Annotated in this window: 20 protein-coding genes and 1 tRNA gene; 3 read left to right on the top strand and 18 right to left on the bottom strand. The window is 45.3% G+C overall.

Annotated features, from left to right (window positions below):
* Window positions 1–27 precede the first annotated feature (27 nt).
* From ahbD to kdsA, 18 genes are all read right to left on the bottom strand, one after another.
* Window positions 28–1,158 carry a heme b synthase gene (ahbD, locus tag ACZ45G_RS16355; RefSeq protein ID WP_464171554.1) on the bottom strand — a complete coding sequence of 377 codons (1,131 nt, stop codon included), beginning with the start codon at window positions 1,156–1,158 and terminating at the stop codon, window positions 28–30.
* A complete protein-coding gene (gene hemB / locus ACZ45G_RS16350) occupies window positions 1,158–2,132 on the bottom strand; it encodes a porphobilinogen synthase (protein WP_464171553.1) in 975 nt (324 codons plus the stop codon). Before hemB ends, ahbD begins: the two co-directional genes overlap by 1 nt.
* Window positions 2,132–3,367, bottom strand: a complete 1,236-nt coding sequence (gene ahbC, locus ACZ45G_RS16345; RefSeq protein WP_464171552.1) for a 12,18-didecarboxysiroheme deacetylase — start codon at window positions 3,365–3,367, stop codon at window positions 2,132–2,134. Before ahbC ends, hemB begins: the two co-directional genes overlap by 1 nt.
* Window positions 3,364–5,124, bottom strand: a complete 1,761-nt coding sequence (locus tag ACZ45G_RS16340; RefSeq protein WP_464171551.1) for an AAA family ATPase — start codon at window positions 5,122–5,124, stop codon at window positions 3,364–3,366. Before ACZ45G_RS16340 ends, ahbC begins: the two co-directional genes overlap by 4 nt.
* 300 nt (window positions 5,125–5,424) lie before the next feature.
* Window positions 5,425–5,509, bottom strand: a tRNA-Leu gene (locus ACZ45G_RS16335).
* Between the two features lie 23 nt (window positions 5,510–5,532).
* On the bottom strand, window positions 5,533–5,820 hold the full coding sequence (gene secG, locus ACZ45G_RS16330; protein WP_464171550.1) for a preprotein translocase subunit SecG: 288 nt from the start codon (window positions 5,818–5,820) through the stop codon (window positions 5,533–5,535).
* Between the two features lie 16 nt (window positions 5,821–5,836).
* Window positions 5,837–6,595, bottom strand: a complete 759-nt coding sequence (gene tpiA, locus ACZ45G_RS16325; RefSeq protein ID WP_464171549.1) for a triose-phosphate isomerase — start codon at window positions 6,593–6,595, stop codon at window positions 5,837–5,839.
* A gap of 49 nt (window positions 6,596–6,644) precedes the next feature.
* The gene (gene gap, locus ACZ45G_RS16320) at window positions 6,645–7,652 is read right to left on the bottom strand and encodes a type I glyceraldehyde-3-phosphate dehydrogenase (protein ID WP_464171548.1); all 1,008 of its coding nucleotides are present in this window, start codon (window positions 7,650–7,652) and stop codon (window positions 6,645–6,647) included.
* Between the two features lie 58 nt (window positions 7,653–7,710).
* Entirely contained in the window at window positions 7,711–8,124 is a 414-nt protein-coding gene (locus ACZ45G_RS16315; RefSeq protein WP_464171547.1) for a PTS sugar transporter subunit IIA, read from the bottom strand.
* The gene (gene rapZ, locus ACZ45G_RS16310; protein WP_464171546.1) at window positions 8,121–9,002 is read right to left on the bottom strand and encodes an RNase adapter RapZ; all 882 of its coding nucleotides are present in this window, start codon (window positions 9,000–9,002) and stop codon (window positions 8,121–8,123) included. The genes ACZ45G_RS16315 and rapZ overlap by 4 nt, the downstream gene beginning before the upstream one ends.
* Window positions 9,003–9,461 carry a PTS sugar transporter subunit IIA gene (locus ACZ45G_RS16305; protein ID WP_464171545.1) on the bottom strand — a complete coding sequence of 153 codons (459 nt, stop codon included), beginning with the start codon at window positions 9,459–9,461 and terminating at the stop codon, window positions 9,003–9,005.
* An 8-nt stretch (window positions 9,462–9,469) separates the two neighbouring features.
* A complete protein-coding gene (gene hpf / locus ACZ45G_RS16300; RefSeq protein WP_464171544.1) occupies window positions 9,470–10,015 on the bottom strand; it encodes a ribosome hibernation-promoting factor, HPF/YfiA family in 546 nt (181 codons plus the stop codon).
* An 11-nt stretch (window positions 10,016–10,026) separates the two neighbouring features.
* On the bottom strand, window positions 10,027–11,469 hold the full coding sequence (gene rpoN / locus ACZ45G_RS16295; protein WP_464171543.1) for an RNA polymerase factor sigma-54: 1,443 nt from the start codon (window positions 11,467–11,469) through the stop codon (window positions 10,027–10,029).
* Window position 11,470: 1 nt separating this feature from the next.
* Window positions 11,471–12,193 (bottom strand): LPS export ABC transporter ATP-binding protein, encoded by a 723-nt coding sequence (gene lptB, locus ACZ45G_RS16290; protein ID WP_464171542.1) that lies wholly within the window; start codon window positions 12,191–12,193, stop codon window positions 11,471–11,473.
* Window positions 12,194–12,871 (bottom strand): lipopolysaccharide transport periplasmic protein LptA, encoded by a 678-nt coding sequence (gene lptA / locus ACZ45G_RS16285; RefSeq protein ID WP_464171541.1) that lies wholly within the window; start codon window positions 12,869–12,871, stop codon window positions 12,194–12,196.
* Complete coding sequence (gene lptC, locus ACZ45G_RS16280; protein WP_464171540.1) at window positions 12,849–13,457, bottom strand: LPS export ABC transporter periplasmic protein LptC; 609 nt, start codon at window positions 13,455–13,457, stop codon at window positions 12,849–12,851. The genes lptA and lptC overlap by 23 nt, the downstream gene beginning before the upstream one ends.
* The gene (locus ACZ45G_RS16275) at window positions 13,424–13,996 is read right to left on the bottom strand and encodes a KdsC family phosphatase (protein WP_464171539.1); all 573 of its coding nucleotides are present in this window, start codon (window positions 13,994–13,996) and stop codon (window positions 13,424–13,426) included. The genes lptC and ACZ45G_RS16275 overlap by 34 nt, the downstream gene beginning before the upstream one ends.
* 4 nt (window positions 13,997–14,000) lie before the next feature.
* Entirely contained in the window at window positions 14,001–14,858 is an 858-nt protein-coding gene (gene kdsA, locus ACZ45G_RS16270) for a 3-deoxy-8-phosphooctulonate synthase (RefSeq protein WP_464171538.1), read from the bottom strand.
* Between the two features lie 261 nt (window positions 14,859–15,119).
* Here kdsA and ACZ45G_RS16265 point away from each other — a divergent pair, with 261 nt between their 5' ends.
* From ACZ45G_RS16265 to lepB, 3 genes are read left to right on the top strand one after another with little or no spacing between them, the layout of a single operon-like run.
* Entirely contained in the window at window positions 15,120–16,394 is a 1,275-nt protein-coding gene (locus ACZ45G_RS16265; RefSeq protein WP_464171537.1) for a M23 family metallopeptidase, read from the top strand.
* A 43-nt stretch (window positions 16,395–16,437) separates the two neighbouring features.
* Complete coding sequence (locus tag ACZ45G_RS16260; RefSeq protein ID WP_464171536.1) at window positions 16,438–17,601, top strand: homocysteine biosynthesis protein; 1,164 nt, start codon at window positions 16,438–16,440, stop codon at window positions 17,599–17,601.
* A gap of 23 nt (window positions 17,602–17,624) precedes the next feature.
* Complete coding sequence (gene lepB / locus ACZ45G_RS16255; RefSeq protein ID WP_464171535.1) at window positions 17,625–18,290, top strand: signal peptidase I; 666 nt, start codon at window positions 17,625–17,627, stop codon at window positions 18,288–18,290.
* The last annotated feature ends 17 nt before the right edge of the window (window positions 18,291–18,307 follow it).

Genomic DNA, 18,307 nt, shown 5'->3' with positions numbered 1-18,307 from the left:
TTTATGATAGGATCAATAAAATAGGGGTTATTTTATTTTTTGGTCCGATCGTTTGGGCTGATAGGTACACAGGGGTTCTTCTGCAAGATAATTGCCCGTGGCTTCATAGGCCCGGGCGCGGCATCCCCCGCACACATTTTTGTATTCACATATTCCGCATTTACCTTCAAGGTTGTTAAACTCCCTGAGTTCATTAAATACGGTGGAGTTTTCCCATACATCCTTAAAGGTCTGCTGTGTGATGTCACCGCAGGTCACATCGAGAAATCCGCAGGTCTGAACCCGGCCCACATGGGAGATAAAACAAAACCCGGTACCGGCAAGACATCCCCGGGTCACTGCATCCAGTCCGTGGGTTTCAAAGGTGACTTTTTTACCGTCTGCCTTTGCCCGCTGGCGTAAAATTCGATAATAGTGGGGGGCACAGGTGGCCTTGAGCTGGAGGCTGGTTTTCTCCCGCTGGTCATAGAACCAGTTCAGGGTTTCTTCATATTCCTTGGCGTCGATGCCAGAGTCTGCAATATATTTTCCCCGGCCCGTGGGCACCAGAAGGAAAATATGGTGGGCAACGGCTCCCAAGGATTCTGCCAGGCTTAAAATTTTGGGAATTTCATCTAAGTTGGTTTTGGTGATAACGGTGTTGATTTGGAATTCAATCCCTGCGGCCTTGGCAATCTTTATGCCACGGATGGAATCATTAAAGGCATTTTTAAGACCCCTGAAATCATCATGACTTTGGGCGGTGGATCCGTCCAGGCTGACACTGATCCGTTTGATGCCGCTTTCCTTTATCCTTTCAGCTATCTTCGGGGTGATCAGGGTGCCATTGGGTGCCATGACCATGCGCAGGCCAATTTTGGTGCCATAGGAGGCGATATCAAATATATCCTCCCGGAGTAAGGGTTCACCACCGGTGAGGATGATGATCGGGGTCCCCACTTCCCTGATCTGGTCCAAAAGCCTGAATGAGGCCTGGGTATCCAATTCATTGTCATAGGGATGATTTTCTGCCCCGGCCCTGCAATGTTTACAATTTAAGTTGCAGCGTCGGGTAGTTTCCCAGGCAACCAGGCGAATGGTATTGGCATTACCGGGTTGACCTTTGCCATGGGCTTCGTGTCCACTGCTGGGCAGTCCTTGTGTATGAGGATGTGTCATTAGCGGTTCAACTCCCTTGCAACATCAATGGCGGAATAGGTCAATATGATATCAGCTCCGGCCCGTTTGATGGAAAGAAGGGTTTCCATGATCATGGCCTTGGCATCCACCCAGCCCATCATTTCTCCGGCTTTCATGATGCTGTATTCCCCGCTGACATTATAGGCGGCGATGGGAAGATCGATTTCTTGTTTGAGTCGATAGATAATATCCAGGTAGGACAAAGCGGGTTTTACCATGATGATGTCGGCCCCCTCTTCAATGTCCATGGTGGCTTCCCTGACGGCTTCAAGTGAATTGGCAGGATCCATCTGGTAGGTTTTTCTGTCGCCGAACTTTGGAGCGGAATCGGCAGCTTCTCTGAAGGGACCGTAAAAGGCAGAGCAGTATTTAACTGCATAGGACATGATGGGGATGTGGGAAAAATTTTCTTCGTCCAGGGTCTGGCGGATCTCACCCACCCGTCCGTCCATCATATCGGAAGGGGCCACCATATCGGCACCTGCCTGCACATGGGAAAGGGCGGTTTTAGCGAGAAGATCCAAAGAGGCATCGTTGTCGATGATGCCCTTGTCTACAACTCCGCAATGACCATGATCCATGTAGGCGCACAAACAGACATCGGTGATCACCGTGATGTCCGGTACCTTTTCCTTGACTGCAGCAACTGCTCGTTGGACAATGGCATCCGATGCATAGGCCCTTGTGGCAAGGGGGTCTTTTTTATCCGCAACCCCAAACAGGATAATGGCGGGCACGCCGGCTTCTTTGGCCTCTTGGGCTGTTTTGACAATATTATCACAGGAAAGGTGAAATTGACCGGGCATGGAGGCAATGGGTTTTTTAACAGACTTGCCGTCTATTGCAAACAGGGGCATGATCAAATCATCAACAGATATTTTGGTTTCCCGGATCATTCGCCTGAAATTATCGTTGGCCCGCAGTCTTCTGCCCCTGGCATCAGGAAACAACATTATTTTTCCTCCTTTTTGATCTCGTCCTTTCTAATTTCGTCTTTTTTTATTTCGTCTTTTTTTATTTCATCATCGGTCAGATAACATGCAGGATCTGAATCCCAGGGATCACCGTTCACAGATTCCGCCCTTGCCCTGAAATTGCCGGCACAGATATCCAGCCATTTGCACTGGGCGCATCTTCCCTTGACATGACGTTTCTTGTCCTTCATTTTCATCAAAAATTCATTTTCAGGATCCATCCAGATTTCGGAAAAGGGACGATCTTTAACATTACCCAGGACCTTTTCCCGCCAGAATTGATCCGGGTGGACCTGGCCGTCCCAGGAAATACAACCGATACCCCGTCCAGAGCTATTGCCTTCATTCATTTCAAGCAGCTCCAATACATCGGCTGCCCGTTCCGGGTTTTCCCCCAGGAGGCGCTGGTATAAATAGGGGCCGTCGGCATGGTTGTCCACGGTGAGAACTTCCTTGGGCAGGTTTCGATCGTGAAGATCCCGGGTTCTGTCCATGATCAGGTCCAATACCTTGCGTGTTTCTTCATGGGAAAGGTCTTCCTTGGCAATCTCAGATCCCCTGCCCGAGTAGACCAGGTGATAGAAACAGGCCCTGGGAATATTTTTTGCTTCAAGAAGATCAAAAATTCCTGGTATATCCTGGACATTTCGTTTGTTGATGGTAAACCTCACCCCCACTTTGATACCGACTTCCTGGCAGTTGTCAATGGCTGCCATGGCACGCTTGAAAGAGCCTTTGACGCCCCGAAACTTGTCATGTGTTGATTCCATACCATCCAGGCTGATGCCCACATAGGACAGACCGATATCTTTCAAGGCGCGAGCTTTTTCCTTGGTGATCAGGGTGCCGTTTGTGGAAATAACAGCTCTTATTCCTTTGCTGACGGCATATTGGGCATATTCCAGAAGCCGGGGATGGATCAGGGGCTCTCCGCCTGAAAACAGTATTACCGGCACCCCGAACTGGGCAAGATCATCAATCATGGCAAGGCTTTGTTCGTGGTTAAGCTCATTGTCATAGGAAATGTCTTCACTCCTGGCATAGCAGTGAACACATTTTAAATTACATCGGCGGGTCATGTTCCAGACCACCACTGGTTTTTTGTCAATTGAAAACTGCAACAGATGTGAAGGCAGTTGTCCAGAGTCCCTTGAGTATCTCAGGGTGTCCGAGGGTTCAACGGTTGCACAATAAAGTTTTGAAATTCCAATCATCTTATTTCTTTCCTGATAAGGTCATTAAGGTATGTTTCATGGTCCATGAGGGCTTCTTTGGAGAGGAAAAATCTGTTTTTCCCCGATTTTTCCCGGATCAGATTAAATCCGTCAAAAAAATCGTCATAGAGCTTTGATAAAATTTCTTCACTGGTGGCACTATGGTCGATGAATTGCTGGATGATGAAATCAATGGCATCTTCTTCAAAAACAATGTTTAAATCATAGCTTTTGGATACCTCAACTTCAATCTCCTTTACCGAATCATGGAAGCGTTTGATCTGCTTGACGGCATCCTCAACTTCCATAACATTTCCGGTATAGTACTGGGCAACCATTTTGCAGCGAATCTGAGAAAGGGTCAGTCCATGGCGAAGGGAAAAGACCTTCCAGTTTTTTTTGATATATTCGGTGATATAGCCTTTATATGCTTCTTTTGCCTGAAGGTATTCTTGTTTCATCTCTTTACAGCTGTTTCCGGAGATCAGACGTTTAAGTTGAAAATCTGGAGCATCCAGAACCTTTTGAGTGACGGTAAAGGTGGATATTTGGGTGGAGGGCAGTTTTTCTTCAAAGGCAAGTAATGATTCTTCCACCACACTGACAAGCCCCCGGGCACCGGTGTTTTCAATGGCAGCCTTCTTTGCAAGGGTCTTTAAGGCAGCGTCGGTGAAGACGATATCAATACCATAGGCCGCAAAATCCAGTTTTTTGCTTAAAATAACGGGGTTGTTGGGCATTTTAAGGATGGTATAGAGGTCGTTTTCACTCAGGGTGTCAAGGACACATCGTACCGGAATCCTGCCGATAAATTCAGATTCAAAACCAAATTCAACAAGGTCTTCTGTCCTAGTCTGTTTTAAAAGATCAATTTCTTCATGGGCTATTGTCAGTTGAGAACCAAAGCCGATGCTCTGTTTGCTCAATCGTTTTTTGATGACATCGGTGAGGCCTGAAAAGGCACCGCTTAAAATAAAAAGAATATTGGCGGTGTTGACCCTGCGCTGGTTTCTTTTGCCGGTTCTTTGAAACGCTTCAAGTTCCTGCATCATGGAAACCGGATCATGGGGGACCTTAAGATCCACTTCGGTTTCTTCCATGGGTTTTAAAAGCGCTCTTTGAACACCGGTCCTGGAAACCTGAGCTCCCATGACATTTGGGCTTGCCGCAATTTTATCAATTTCATCCACATAGACGATGCCGCACTCGGCAAGGTCAATATTATCATCGGCTTCCTTGACCAGATCCCGGATCAGATCTTCCACATCCCCGCCCACATATCCGGTTTCGGAAAATTTGGTGGCATCTGCTTTTACAAAGGGAACCCCTAATTTTTTTGCAATGAGTTTAATGAGATAGGTCTTGCCGATTCCAGTGGGGCCCAGCATCAAAATGTTTGACTTTATGTTGCCGGTAATTTTAAAAATTTCACCCCCGGAACTTTCCTGGTGCCGGATCCGGTTAAAATGCGTACAGATTTTGGTTGCTAAAACCGATTTTGCCTTGTCCTGTCTGACCACATATTGATCCAGATAGTCAATGAGGTCACTGGGTTTTAAATTAAAATTTATCAGCTCTTTTTTACCCTTGGGGGGCATCTTGCCGCTGATGGCTTCTTGCTGGGTTTGGATGGAAGGTGAGATAATCTTTACGCTTCCGCCAAATTTTTTGTTCAAAAACTCGCCCAGCTCTTTTTCTATTTTTCTGGGGTCTTGCCCCTGGGGGTCCTGCCCCTGAATGTGTATTTTATCAGTCATAATAGGGATAATATAAACAAGGTTTCGAATAATTCAAGACGGGTCGGGTTTTCTAATGGTTTTTTCTGAAAAAAGTTGACAGGGTTTTCCAGAGGATCGAAAGACTGTCATACTGGGCATCAGTTTTGATTTAAACCCCATGGCTTTGCACCCATTGGGATGCTGGGGGTCCCAAGTCACATAAAAGTAATTGCATTTATAACAATTTATTTTAGGATTGTTTTTGTTTTCATCGACCATACAAGACCTTTAATTCAAAGTAAAAAAGCTGCGAACTAATGTCCGCAGCTTTTTTTATTTTGGTGCCGAAGGGGAGATTTGAACTCCCACGGGTCGCCCCACACGCCCCTCAAGCGTGCGTGTCTACCAATTCCACCACTTCGGCATATTTTATTATAATGCGGTCTATTATTCTGAGGTTGTCTCCACTGGAGTTGTGTCGCCTGTCATCACACTGGACTGCGCCTGATGACCTGACAAATACGCCAGGGTCAGGGAGGTTACCATGAAAACAATGGCAACAACCGTGGTGATTTTTGTCAAAATATTGGCAGGACCTGCAGCGCCAAAAAATGTCTGGCTGCCGCCGCCGCCTATGGAGGCTCCCATTTCTGCCCCTTTACCGCTTTGGAGCAGAACAATCAGAATCAGAAGGATGCAAACACTAACATGTAAACCGACTATTATAGTTGTCATTGTTATCTATTATACCTTATTCGTTATATTTGATAATCTTAATAAACTTATCTGCATCAAGACTTGCTCCACCAACCAGAGCGCCGTCTACATCCTTGATACCCATGAGCTGTTTCACATTTTCAGGCTTGACTGAACCCCCGTACAATATCCTTGTTCTGTCAGCCAGATCCTTTGAAAACAAACGTTCAAGCAAGGATCTTAAATGTTCATGCACCTCGGCCACCTGCTCAATACTGGCTGTCTTTCCAGTGCCGATTGCCCACACCGGTTCATAGGCCAGGACAAGCTCGGATAATTCCCCAAGACCAAAGCCTTTTAACCCATCTGAGATCTGTTTGTCAAGAATAAAATAGGTTTTTCCTTCATCCCGTTGCGCTTCGGTTTCACCAATACACAAGACCGGTTTTAATCCTGATCCAAGGGCAGCCTTGATCTTTTGACAGACAGTGTCATCGGTTTCTCCAAAAAGTTGCCGCCGTTCAGAATGGCCGATGAGGCTATACTCGGCTCCGGCAGCTTTTATCATATCCGCTGACACCTCCCCGGTAAAGGCGCCTTCTTGTTCAAAATAAAGGTTCTGAGCCCCTAACTTTACGGCTGAACCCTTGACGGCCTGGGCGACCAGGGGTAACGACAGATGGGTGGGGGCAATCATTATTTCGGGGTCATTTACACCCGAACACAGCTTGGCAAGATAAATTGCTGTTTCTACTGCTTGAGGGCCGGTTTTATACATCTTCCAATTCCCGGCAATAAAGGGTCGTCTGCTCATATTTTCCCTCCGCTTAAGTTTGTTGGGACCCGTTTTATAGGGATCAAGTTTATAGGGATTGGCCCACCATGATGGCAAGGTCAATCATCCGGCTTGAATACCCTGTTTCATTGTCATACCAGGAATAAATTTTTACCATGTTTCCGTTGATCACATCTGTACAACCGGCATCTACAATGGATGACAAGGGGTTTGAATTATAGTCTATGGAAACCAGGGGCAGGTCGCTATACCCCAGGATACCGGCCAGGTTTTCTTTGGATGCGCGTTCAAGGGCCAAATTGACCTGTTCTTTTGTCAGATTCGTTTTTTCGGTAAGGACCACAAGATCCACCATGGAAACATTGGGGGTGGGGACCCGAACCGACATGCCATTGAGCTTGCCCGCAAGTTCCGGCAGAACCAGGGCAACCGCCTTGGCAGCCCCTGTGGTGGTCGGAATCATGGACAATCCTGCTGCCCGGGATCTTCTAAGATCTTTATGGGGAAAATCAAGGATCCGTTGATCTCCCGTATAGGCATGGATGGTGGTCATCATGCCGGATACAATTCCGAAATTTTCAAGTAATACCTTGGCAACCGGTGCCAGACAATTGGTGGTACAAGAGGCATTGGATATGATGTGATGATTTGCCGGATCATAGTCTTCATGGTTGACGCCCATGACAATGGTGATGTCCGGATTTGCGGCAGGGGCGGAGATCAATACTTTTTTTGCGCCGCCGTCCAAGTGTTTTGCGGCACTTTCCCTGTCCCTGAAAAATCCGGTGCATTCACAGACCACATCCACTTGTGCTGCTTGCCAGGGAATTTGTGCCGGATCTTTAAAACTAGTCACTTTTATTTCCCGCCCCTCTACCACAATAGCGCCTTCTTTTGCCGTAACGGTTTTATTAAAGCAGCCATGGACAGAATCATATTTAAGGAGGTGGGCAGTTGTTTGTGTGTCGGTCAGGTCGTTGATGGCGGTTATTTCGACTTCCGGCATATCAGCGGCAGCTCTGAAGATCATTCTACCGATTCTGCCAAATCCGTTTATTCCAATTTTTATGGTCATTTTTTTCTCCTTGTCTAAAATTACAAAATCTAAATTTATAAAATCTAAATTTACAAAATTATGATCGTTTTGTTCCTTTTAGGATACCGCTTGCAAGGGAAATGCTTCTTTTCCCATGTTCCACAAGCGATGTTGTTAAGGTTTCCATGTCCATTTTTTTCCGGGCAGTAACTGCTTTTAAAAGGAGGGGTAGATTGACCCCGGAAATGACCTCTACTTTTCCTTCTTCAAGAAAAGAATAGGCCAGATTGGAGGGGGTGCCGCCAAACATGTCAGTGAAGATAAGAACGCCTTCATCCGTCATTACTTTGGAAATTCCCTGTTTTATTTTTTTGCGCAGGCTCTCCGGGTCCTCTTTAATGTCAATGGAGATGGGCAACAGGTTCTCTTGTTCTTTTCCCATTATAAATTCAAGGGTTTCAATCAACGTGCTGGCAAGGTTTGCGTGGGTAACAACTAGTATACCTGTCATATTTCTTTTACATCCCTGTCAATATCCCTGTGGATAATGCCCGGGGTGAGCCCTTTTTTGTTAAGATGTTCAAAAATGGTTCGAGCAATGGCAACGCTACGATGCCTGCCGCCGGTACATCCGACGGCAATGGTTAAATAGGCTTTGTTTTCCCTTTTATACAAGGGGATTAAATAGTCAAGAAGACCGATGTATTTATCCAGAAAAATTTTGGTTTCTGGATTTGCCATGATAAAACCTTTCACAGCTGCAGATTCTCCGTCCAGAGCCTTTAATTCCGGTACAAAATAGGGGTTGGCCAGAAATCTTAAGTCCATGACCAGGTCGGCATCATTGGGGATGCCGTATTTAAAGCCAAAGGAAAGGATATTGAGCTTCATCAGACTGATGCTCTTTTTCCCGTCATGGATCAGATCCAAAATAACCGACTTTAACTGGTGAACGTTATAGGTGGTGGTATCAATAATGTGATGGGCCACTTGTTTGATGGACTGCATACTCTTTTTTTCTGAGCGTATGCTGTCCATCAGGCTTTTTTCATGGCCAACAGGATGGTGTCTTCGGGTTTGACTATATCGTTTTAACAGGGTGTCAACATCGGTATCAAGAAAAATAATCTCAGGAGAGAATCCCAGGTCCTCAATGGCAGAAATTCCGGATCCATAGTTTTGGATAAAGTTTTTTGACCGCATATCCATTACAAAAGCCGTCCCTTTTACCTTGGGTGTTTCCTTAAAGGGAAGCTCAAGGAATTTGGGGATCAATTCCATGGGCATGTTGTCAACGCAGTAAAAGGAGGCATCTTCAAATGCTTGAATCGCCGTACTTTTTCCGGACCCGGAAAGGCCGGTTATGATATAGACGCGTTGGTGTTCCATTTAAAACTCTTCATTTTCCTCCATGATAATGTCATGGATCTCATCCACAGAGGTGGCAGCCTGCAGTCCTTCTTTGAATTGGGTCTTTTTCAGGAGCTTGGATATCTGGGCCAGCACTTTTAAGTGACCGCCGGTGCTGTTTTCCGGTGTGAGCAGCAAAAAAAATATATGGACCAGTCGATTGTCAAGGGCATCGTATTCAACGCCTTGCCGGCTCAGGCCAAACCCGATTGTGACAGATTTTACAGAATTGAGTTTTCCGTGGGGTATGGCAATGCCGCCGCCAATCCCTGTACTGCCAAGCATTTCCCGTTCCATCAACACGGCAGCAATGTCGTCGGGGGAAGCATCGGTGGCCTTTGATACGGACCGGGCCAGTTCTTTGATAACCCCGTTTTTGTTGGTTGATGCAAGATCGGCAATAATGGAATCTTTGTTAAGAATCTCACTGATTTTCATTTAATTATTTATCCCCTGGGTTGAATGAGACCCAGTTTTCCATTTTGATGTTTGTACAGAACATTCAATTGTTCGGTCCTGGCATTATTGAAAACAAAAAAAGATTGGTTTGAGGAATTAAGTTCACTCACGGCATCGTCCACATCCATTGGCTTGTTGTCAATGGGTTCAATGATGATCTCCTCTGTCATTTGATCTGGCTTAATAGGCGTTTGGGTTGCGTTAAATTCAAGGGTATCATTTTTAAGGCTTTGTTTGTTTCCCGACATATGGCGTTTTATTTTTTCTTTGTGCTTTTTAATCTGTCCTCTTACCTTGTCCATGAGGGTGTCAATCGTTGAATACATGTTTTCGGATTCTTCTGTGGCATGGATATTGATTCGATCACAGGTGAGGGTCAGTTCTGCAATATGTCTGATTTTTTGGACGGATAATACCAAATGAACTTCACCTGGGTTGTCCAGCATTCTATCAAATTTATCTAGTTTTTTCTGGGCATAGGCTTTCAGGGAATCAGAGGAGTCCATTTTTTTAAACGTCACGCTTGTTTGCATAAAAAATCTCCTTAAAGTTGTTTTCGTTTATTGGATGGCAGAATATTAAGCACCTTCCTGTATTTTGCAACGGTTCTTCTGGCAATTTCAATGTCTGAGCGTTGAAGAATGGCGGCAATCCTGTCATCACTGAGGGGTGCATTGGGATCTTCATTTTCAATGAGCAGTCGGATTTTATCTTTAACGCTGGCAGAGGCCATGGACAGCCCGCCTGTCCTTCCAATTGAGCTGTTAAAGAAATATTTTAACTCAAAGAGTCCCTGGGGGGTATAGGCATACTTGTTGGTGGTTACCCGGCTTATGGTGGATTCATGCATTTCAATATCTTCTGCAATATCTTTTAAAATAAGGGGTCGCAGGTAGGCAATCCCTTTTTCAAAAAACTCGCGCTGAAATTTAATGATGCTTTCCATGACAAGGTAGATGGTTTTCTGGCGCTGGTGTATGCTTTTGATCAGCCAGGAGGCCGATTGCATTTTTTCGTTCAGATAGGTCTTGGTTTCCTTGGAAATTTTCCTGCCGTCTGCAATGGCGCTTCGATAGAACCGACTAATCCTCAGTTTGGGCAGCCCGTCGTCATTCATCACTATTTTAAACCCATCCTCCTCTTTGTAGACATAGATATCGGGTATGATATAGGTGGGTTCATCCGTGGTGAATTCTCGTCCGGGTTTGGGCTCCAGGTATTGGATGATTTTGACGGCGGCACGAACATCATCAACGGAAATCCGAAGGGCCTTTGCTATTTTTTTAGAGTTTCGGTTTTCAAGATTTTTCAGGTGATGGGTGATGATTTCGGTAATGATATGATTTTCAATCCCAAGCATTTTAACCTGGATCAACAGGGTCTCACATAGATTCCTTGCACATATTCCCGGGGGATCAAAGGATTGGAGTACCCCTAGAACCTTTTCAACGGTTTCTATTTCAACTTGCGAACCGATTGCTATTTCTTCGACGCTGGAGCAAAGATACCCGTCCCTGTTCAGGTTTCCAATGATAACATGGCCCAGACGTTCTTCAGCATCATCAAGTTCTGAGAGCATCAACTGCCATTTGAGATGATCCTCAAGGGTTTTTCTGTCCGGGGTAAAGGCTTCAAAATTAGGGGCTTCGGTATTTTCAGATTCTGTGTATACTCGACCAGTGGAATTATACTCATCAATGTAATTATCCCAGTCCATATCAGACGGGACCTTTTCTTCTATGGTAACTTCCTTGACAGGAGATTCTTTTTCCGGCGCAATTGTTTCACTTTCCTGGGCAGTGATATCTTTGTCGGATCTGTCTTCATTAAGTTCTTCTTCAAGGGCCGGGTTCTGTTCCATTTCCTGGGCAATGGTATCCGCCAGTTCCAGCCTTGACAATTGAAGTAGTTTTATGGCCTGCTGGAGCTGGGGGGTCATCACCAGCTGCTGGGTCAACGAGAGGTTTTGTTGTAGTCCAAGTTCCATATTAAAGTTTAAAATTATCTCCCAGATAGATTTTTTTGGCTATTTCACTTGAAATGATTCGTTCAGGCGGTCCTGATTCAATCACTTTCCCCTGACTCATAATATATGCATGGTCACAGACGCCCAGGGTTTCCCTGACATTGTGATCGGAAATTAAAACACCAATTCCCTTGTGGGTCAACTGGGAAATGATTTGTTGAATATCAATCACAGCCAAAGGGTCGATTCCGGCAAAGGGTTCATCCAGAAGAATGAACTTGGGATCTGTGGCCAGAACCCTGGCGATTTCTAAGCGCCGCCTTTCTCCCCCGGACAAAGAGGCTGCTTTTTGATGGGCGAGCCCGTCAATCCCCAATTCCGCCATGAGGCCGGCGGCTTTTCCTCGAATATCGATCCCATTTTTGGGCAACACCTCGAGTATGGCAGTTATATTTTCTGTCACTGTTAATTTCTTGAAAATAGACGCTTCCTGGGGCAGGTATCCAATTCCTTTTCTGGCCCGAATATACATGGGATGTGCCGTGATATCCTCCTGGTCCAGATAGACGATGCCCTTGTTCGGGCGTATCATTCCCACGGCCATGTAAAACGTAGTGGTTTTTCCGGCACCATTGGGACCCAGTAGCCCTGTAACCGTTCCCTGGCTCACGGTGAGGTTGATTTTATTCACCACGGTTTTGCCGTTGTAGATTTTTACTAAATTTTCAAGTACCAGTTCTGCCATTTATTGCGGTGTGCCCTTTTTCTGGCCTGTTGGTTTCTGGCCTGTTGGTTTCTGGTCTTCTGGATTAAAAACAGCCTGGACCCGGGTTTTCCCGTCACTTTCGACAATGGCCCTGTCTTCGTTTCTAAAGAGGGTAATTTTTTTTCCGGTAACATGGCTCGTCCCGGTAATCAACCGGGCAGTTTTTCCGGTCAAAATAAGGATTTCGTCCTGGGTGGTATATACTGCTTTATCTGCAAAAGCCTTTCTTTCCCCTGCGGTATATTCCACATTTCCCGTGGCAATGATTTGTTTTAAATCCGTCTGCCCTTCTTTTTTTGTCTCAGCGGTATGAATAAATATTTTTATGGAATCGGCAAAAATAACGGCGTCGTCCCGGGTGGCCTTGACATTGCCAATAAATTCCACCATGGAGGTATCCTTGTGGGCAATCATTTTATCCGAGGTTACATGGAGCGGTTTGTCCGCCGCTATCTTATCTTTGTTTACTTTTTTGTCAGGTGTTGTTTTTTTATCTGGTGCTATTTTCTTATCGGCTGTTATTTTCTTTTTAATGGAGGGGCTAGCGGTCTTGGTGTTCGTCTGGGCAAAACCGATTGGCGCACTGGAAAAAAACAGAGCACAAACCAGCAGGACAAAAAAGGCAAGAGCAGGGTTAGGGGATGTTAAACTTTTCACTGAATTTTCCTTTGACATGTCCTTTTAAAATGGTTTTGTTTTGATTCAATTGGGTCACCATGGAATCCGCCTCAATTATCGATTCCCTGTCCTCAAGGGTGACGTGCACATCGGAACGTATTATATGTGGTTTCTTATCATAATGCAACTGATCAGTTCTGAGGGTATAAGTTTCATGGCGGACAATAACATTTTTCAAAAAACTCATATCATGGGTTTGGGTATTGAGGATACCCTCGTCTGATGTCAGGTATATTTTTGTATTTTCCCGGGTATAGAAAATAACATCGACATCTTTTAGAATCGCTCGGTTTTCTTCCTTTAACAAAGTGGCAGAAGAGGCCTTTAATTTCCACTCGGTGATACCATTTTTTTTGGAAACCTGTTCCAGCAAATTTAGTTTTAGAGCCGCCCCGGAGTCCATGTCGATATCTCGTATGGTAAGGGGGGTGTTCAAAGTTGCGCTAATATAAAAATAAATTCCAACTCCTATGAGACTGCAGACGAGCGCTCCAATCAATGGATAAAGGACTTTTTTTTTATTGGAAATGCTCATGACAGGTAGCGGTTCAAAATTTTCCCCCATACCCCCTGGGCCTTGAGAATGATTTCGCAAATTTCCCTCACCGCACCATGGCCCCCTTTTGCCGAAGTGACCGCGTCTGCGTGGTATTTTACTTCCTTGGGGGCGTCTGGTACCGTAAAGGAAACGCCAGCCCGGATCATTGCCGGAAGATCTATGAGATCATCTCCGACAAAGGCAATATGCCGGGCGGGTATGCCGGTGAGTTCCATGATCTTATCAAAGGCTGCAGCCTTGTCTTGTATACCGTCAAAGACAAGGTCAATGCCAAGGTTTTGGAGCCGGTGTGCCAGGGCAGCCGATTTTCGGCCGGTGACAATGCCAACTTTGATGCCGTTATCCATGAGCAGCCGAAGTCCAAGGCCGTCCTTTGAACTAAACCCTTTGATCTGCTCGCCTGAATCGGTATAAATGATTTGACCGTCTGTCAAAACCCCATCCACATCCAGAAGAAGCAATTTAATCTGGTCCAATTTAATCTGGTCCAATTTAAGATCTGGTTTTTTGGGATCTATTTGCTTTTTGCCCGATTGTTTTTCCATGGTGTTATCCAACGACCTTTTTGATAGCCAAAAGGGTTTTGAGCAGGGGTTCCATATCCTCCAGGGGCATGGAATTGGGACCGTCACACAATGCTTTGTCAGGGTCCGGGTGGGTTTCGATGAACAGACCATGGGCACCCGCTGCAATGGCAGCCTTTGAAAGGGTGGGAACAAATTGGCGCTCTCCTGCAGATGAATTAGACGCCCCGCCCGGCAATTGTACGCTGTGGGTGGCGTCAAAGATGACCGGGACCCCCATATCATTGAGAATGTGGATGGATCTGAAATCCACCACAAGGTTATTATACCCGAAACAAGCGCCTCTCTCGGTAATACTGATATCATGGTTTCCAAAAGCGGTTGCTTTGGTAATAATGTTTTTGCACTCAAAGGGGGAGAGAAACTGTCCTTTCTTTATGTTCACAGGTTTGCCGGTTGCGCAGGCGGCCAGAATCAAATCTGTCTGTCTGCACAAGAAGGCTGGGATCTGGATGATATCAAGAACCTCGGCCGCTTTTTTTGCCTGGTCTGGAAGGTGGATATCCGAGATAACCGGAACCTTAAGCTTGTGTTTGATTTGGTTGAGAATTTCTAATCCTTGTTCAAACCCGGGGCCCCTGAAGGCATCCAGGGCGGTTCGGTTTGCTTTGTCAAAGGAGGCTTTGAATATAAAGGGGATTCCCAGTTTTTCCGTGGTTTCTTTTAGGCTTTGGGCAATGGAAAAACTGGTCTCATAGTTTTCAATCACACAAGGGCCTGCAATGAGGAAAAAAACAGGGGAGGTATCATCGATTAGATTGAAAAAGAAATTAGGCGTCAGTTTATTGTTTTCCAGGGTATTGTTCTCTAGGTTATTGTTCATAGGGTATTCCTTAAATTGAAGTGTATTTGGTTAAATTATATTTTGGGACCCCAAAAGTCAAGAATGTAAAATCCCTTGATAAGTTGGACCATTGCTGGTATTTTATGATGTTTTGTTTGTATGAATCCTAACCTCTTGAAAAAATAGGTATATTTGATGAAGAAAGTTGTTTTAATAATAGTTTTATTGGCAGTTGCAATTCCCCTCGCATGGATCCTTTTTTATAAATATGAAGGTTCCAGTCCCAGTGTGGAGGCAACATTGCCTTCCTTATATTTGAAAAAATCCTATGAGATGTCCCTTGCGGTGTCTGATAAAGGCACAGGTTTGAGAAAAATCGTGGTCTCCATCCTGCAGAAGGACAATGAGAAAGTTCTCCTCGAACGGGAATACAGCCCTTCTTCTATTGCAAGTCTTTTTTCTGATAAGCGGGTGAATAAAGATTCCTTTATCATTCCGGTTGAATCCCGTAAATATGGAATGAATGACGGAGAAGCTGTTATTCGCATCATGGTGGCGGATTATTCATGGAGAGGGTGGAATTCGGGGAATGTTTTTTACGTGGAAAAAAAAGTTATCATTGACACAAAGCCTCCCCGGGTTAAGGTGTTGAGCAGTAATCACAATATCGAAAGAGGTGGGAGCGGATTGGTTATCTACCAGCTGTTTGAGGAAAATGTCAAAAGCGGTATCATGGTGGGGGATAATTTTTTCCCGGGTCACCCGGGCATGTTTGACAACAAAGCAGTTTATGCGGCGTTTTTTGCCCTGGATTACACCCAGGGCCCGGGGACCCAGATGTTTGTTACTGCCCAGGATCTTGCCGGAAATTCAGTCAAAGGTGGATTCCATCATTATATAAGGGATAAGAAATTTAAAACCGATACCTTGAATATATCCGATAGATTCCTGGAATTTAAAATGCCGGATTTTGATTTGGATGAAATTGAAGACTCCTTTGCAAACAGCCAAAATCCGTTGCTTGCAAAGTTTTTATACATTAATAGAACGCTGCGGGAAAAAAATGTCACCACCATTTTAGATGTGCCCAAAGATACGGTGGGTGAGCAATTGTGGGAAGGAAAGTTTGGAAGACTTGCAGGTTCTGCAACCCGTTCTCATTGGGCGGATCATAGAATCTATAAACACAAGGGAAAGGAAATCGACCGTGCCGTTCATCTGGGAGTCGATCTTGCGTCCACTGCCAATGCAAAGATTCGGGCTGCCAATGGGGGCCGGGTGATTATGGCCAAGGCCGTGGGCATTTTTGGCAATTCCGTTATCATTGACCATGGGTTTGGCCTTGCCAGTCTCTACTCCCATTTAAGTGAAATCACGGTGAATAAAGGGGACGCGTTGTCCAAGGGGGATGTCATCGGTATGACTGGGCTCACCGGCCTTGCCGGAGGAGACCATTTGCATTTTTCGATGATTGTTCACAATACCTTTGTCAATCCCGTTGAATGGTGGGATGCTACCTGGATTAAAAATAATGTTACCTCAAAAATTGAAGCGGTTAAACTAATGGTAAAATGATCAGTGAAATGATCTATTCTAAAATAATCGGTAAAGGCAAATTATGAGTGAATACAAAGTAAATAAAACATATGAGCAGATAAATAAAAAAATTGCAGCGGGCGAGGCGGTTGTTGTTACGGCGGAAGAGATCATCGATATCGCCAAAAAGCACGGGGTGGTTGAAGCGGCAAAACAAGTGGATGTCGTTACCACGGGAACCTTTGCCCCCATGTGCTCTTCCGGGGCATTTATTAATATCGGCCAGTTCAAACCCCTTGTCAGAACCACCAAGACCTGGTTCAACAATGTACCGGCCTATTCAGGACTTGCGGCGGTTGACTGCTACCTGGGCGCCACCCAAACCTGTGACGATGACCCCTTGAACAAGTACCATCCCGGTGAATTTAACTATGGGGGGGGGCATGTGATCCAGGATCTTGTGGCGGGCAAAGAGGTGCATCTGCGGGCGGAGAGCTATGGGACCGACTGCTATCCCAACAAGAAAATTGAAAAAATGGTAAGGTTGAAAGATCTCCCCAACGCCATGCTGTGCAATCCGCGCAATGCCTACCAGAATTATAATTGTGCCATCAATAGGTCCAACAAAATAAAATATACCTATATGGGAACCTTGAAATCAAAAATGGGGAATGCCAATTATTCCACGGCAGGAGAATTGAGCCCTCTGTTCAATGATCCCTATTTGAAAACCATCGGTCTTGGCACCCGGATTTTTTTAGGCGGTGCCCAGGGGTATGTCACCTGGACCGGGACCCAGCATAAAAAGGATGTGGAAAGGGGGCTGAACGGTGTTCCGGTTACACCGGCTGGAACCCTGTCTGTCATGGGGGATTTAAAGGAAATGTCACCGGAATGGTTGGTCGGTCAGAGTATCAGGGGGTATGGGGTTTCCCTTTCCATTGGTCTTGGCATTCCCATTCCTATTTTAAACGAGGAAATGCTCAAATTCACAGCGGTTTCAGATGATGAAATTTTTACCCAGGTGGTGGATTACGGGTATGATTATCCCCAGGCAATTTCAAAATCCTACGGCCAGGTCAGTTATGCTGAGCTGAAAAGCGGCAGTATTATGTTAAAGGGCCAAAAAATTCCCACAGTACCCCTGTCCAGTATGGTAAAGGCAAGAAAGATTGCAGAGATACTGAAAACACAGATTCAGCGCTCTAAATTCTTTTTAGGCCATCCCCAGCACCTGTTCTGTTAATCCTCAAGTGAAATGAAAAATAAATGACAACTAAAAAATCAACGACTAAAAAATCAACTGCTGAAAAATTGACAACTAAAAAAAAGAGTGCCTGGCGAGAAAATATAGAAGCCATTGTGATTGCCATTGTGATTGCCATGTTTATCCGGACCTTTATTGTGCAGGCCTTTAAAATCCCGTCTGGATCCATGCTGGAAACCCTGCAGATTGGTGACCAGATTTTGGTCAATAAATTTATCTACGGGGTAAAAATACCCTTTACCAATGGGAAGACGCTGGTTTCGGTCAAGGATCCTGAACGGGAAGATATTGTGGTGTTTAAATACCCCGAGGACCCGTCCAAGGATTTTATCAAGCGGGTGATGGCTGTGGCGGGCGACACCCTTGAAATTATCGACAAACAGCTCTATATAAATGATAAACTTATTACCAAAGAACCCTATGCCATCCACAGGGATAACCGGATCATCCCAGGTAATTTCAGTACCCGGGATAATTTAAAGAAAATTACCATCCCCGATAATAAGCTGTTTGTCATGGGGGATAACAGGGATAACAGCCATGACAGCAGGTTCTGGGGATTTGTAGACCTCACCGAGGTCAAAGGGGAGGCCTTTATGATTTATTGGTCCTGGAACAAGGAAGCCTTTGGGGTTCGGTGGAGGAGACTGGGTAATTTATTATTTTAAGTGATTTATAACGAAGG

It is taken from the genome of Desulfoconvexum algidum (genome assembly GCF_055382125.1).
Note: the sequence above shows the minus strand (reverse complement) of the source record. Positions and strands in the feature narration are given on the sequence as shown.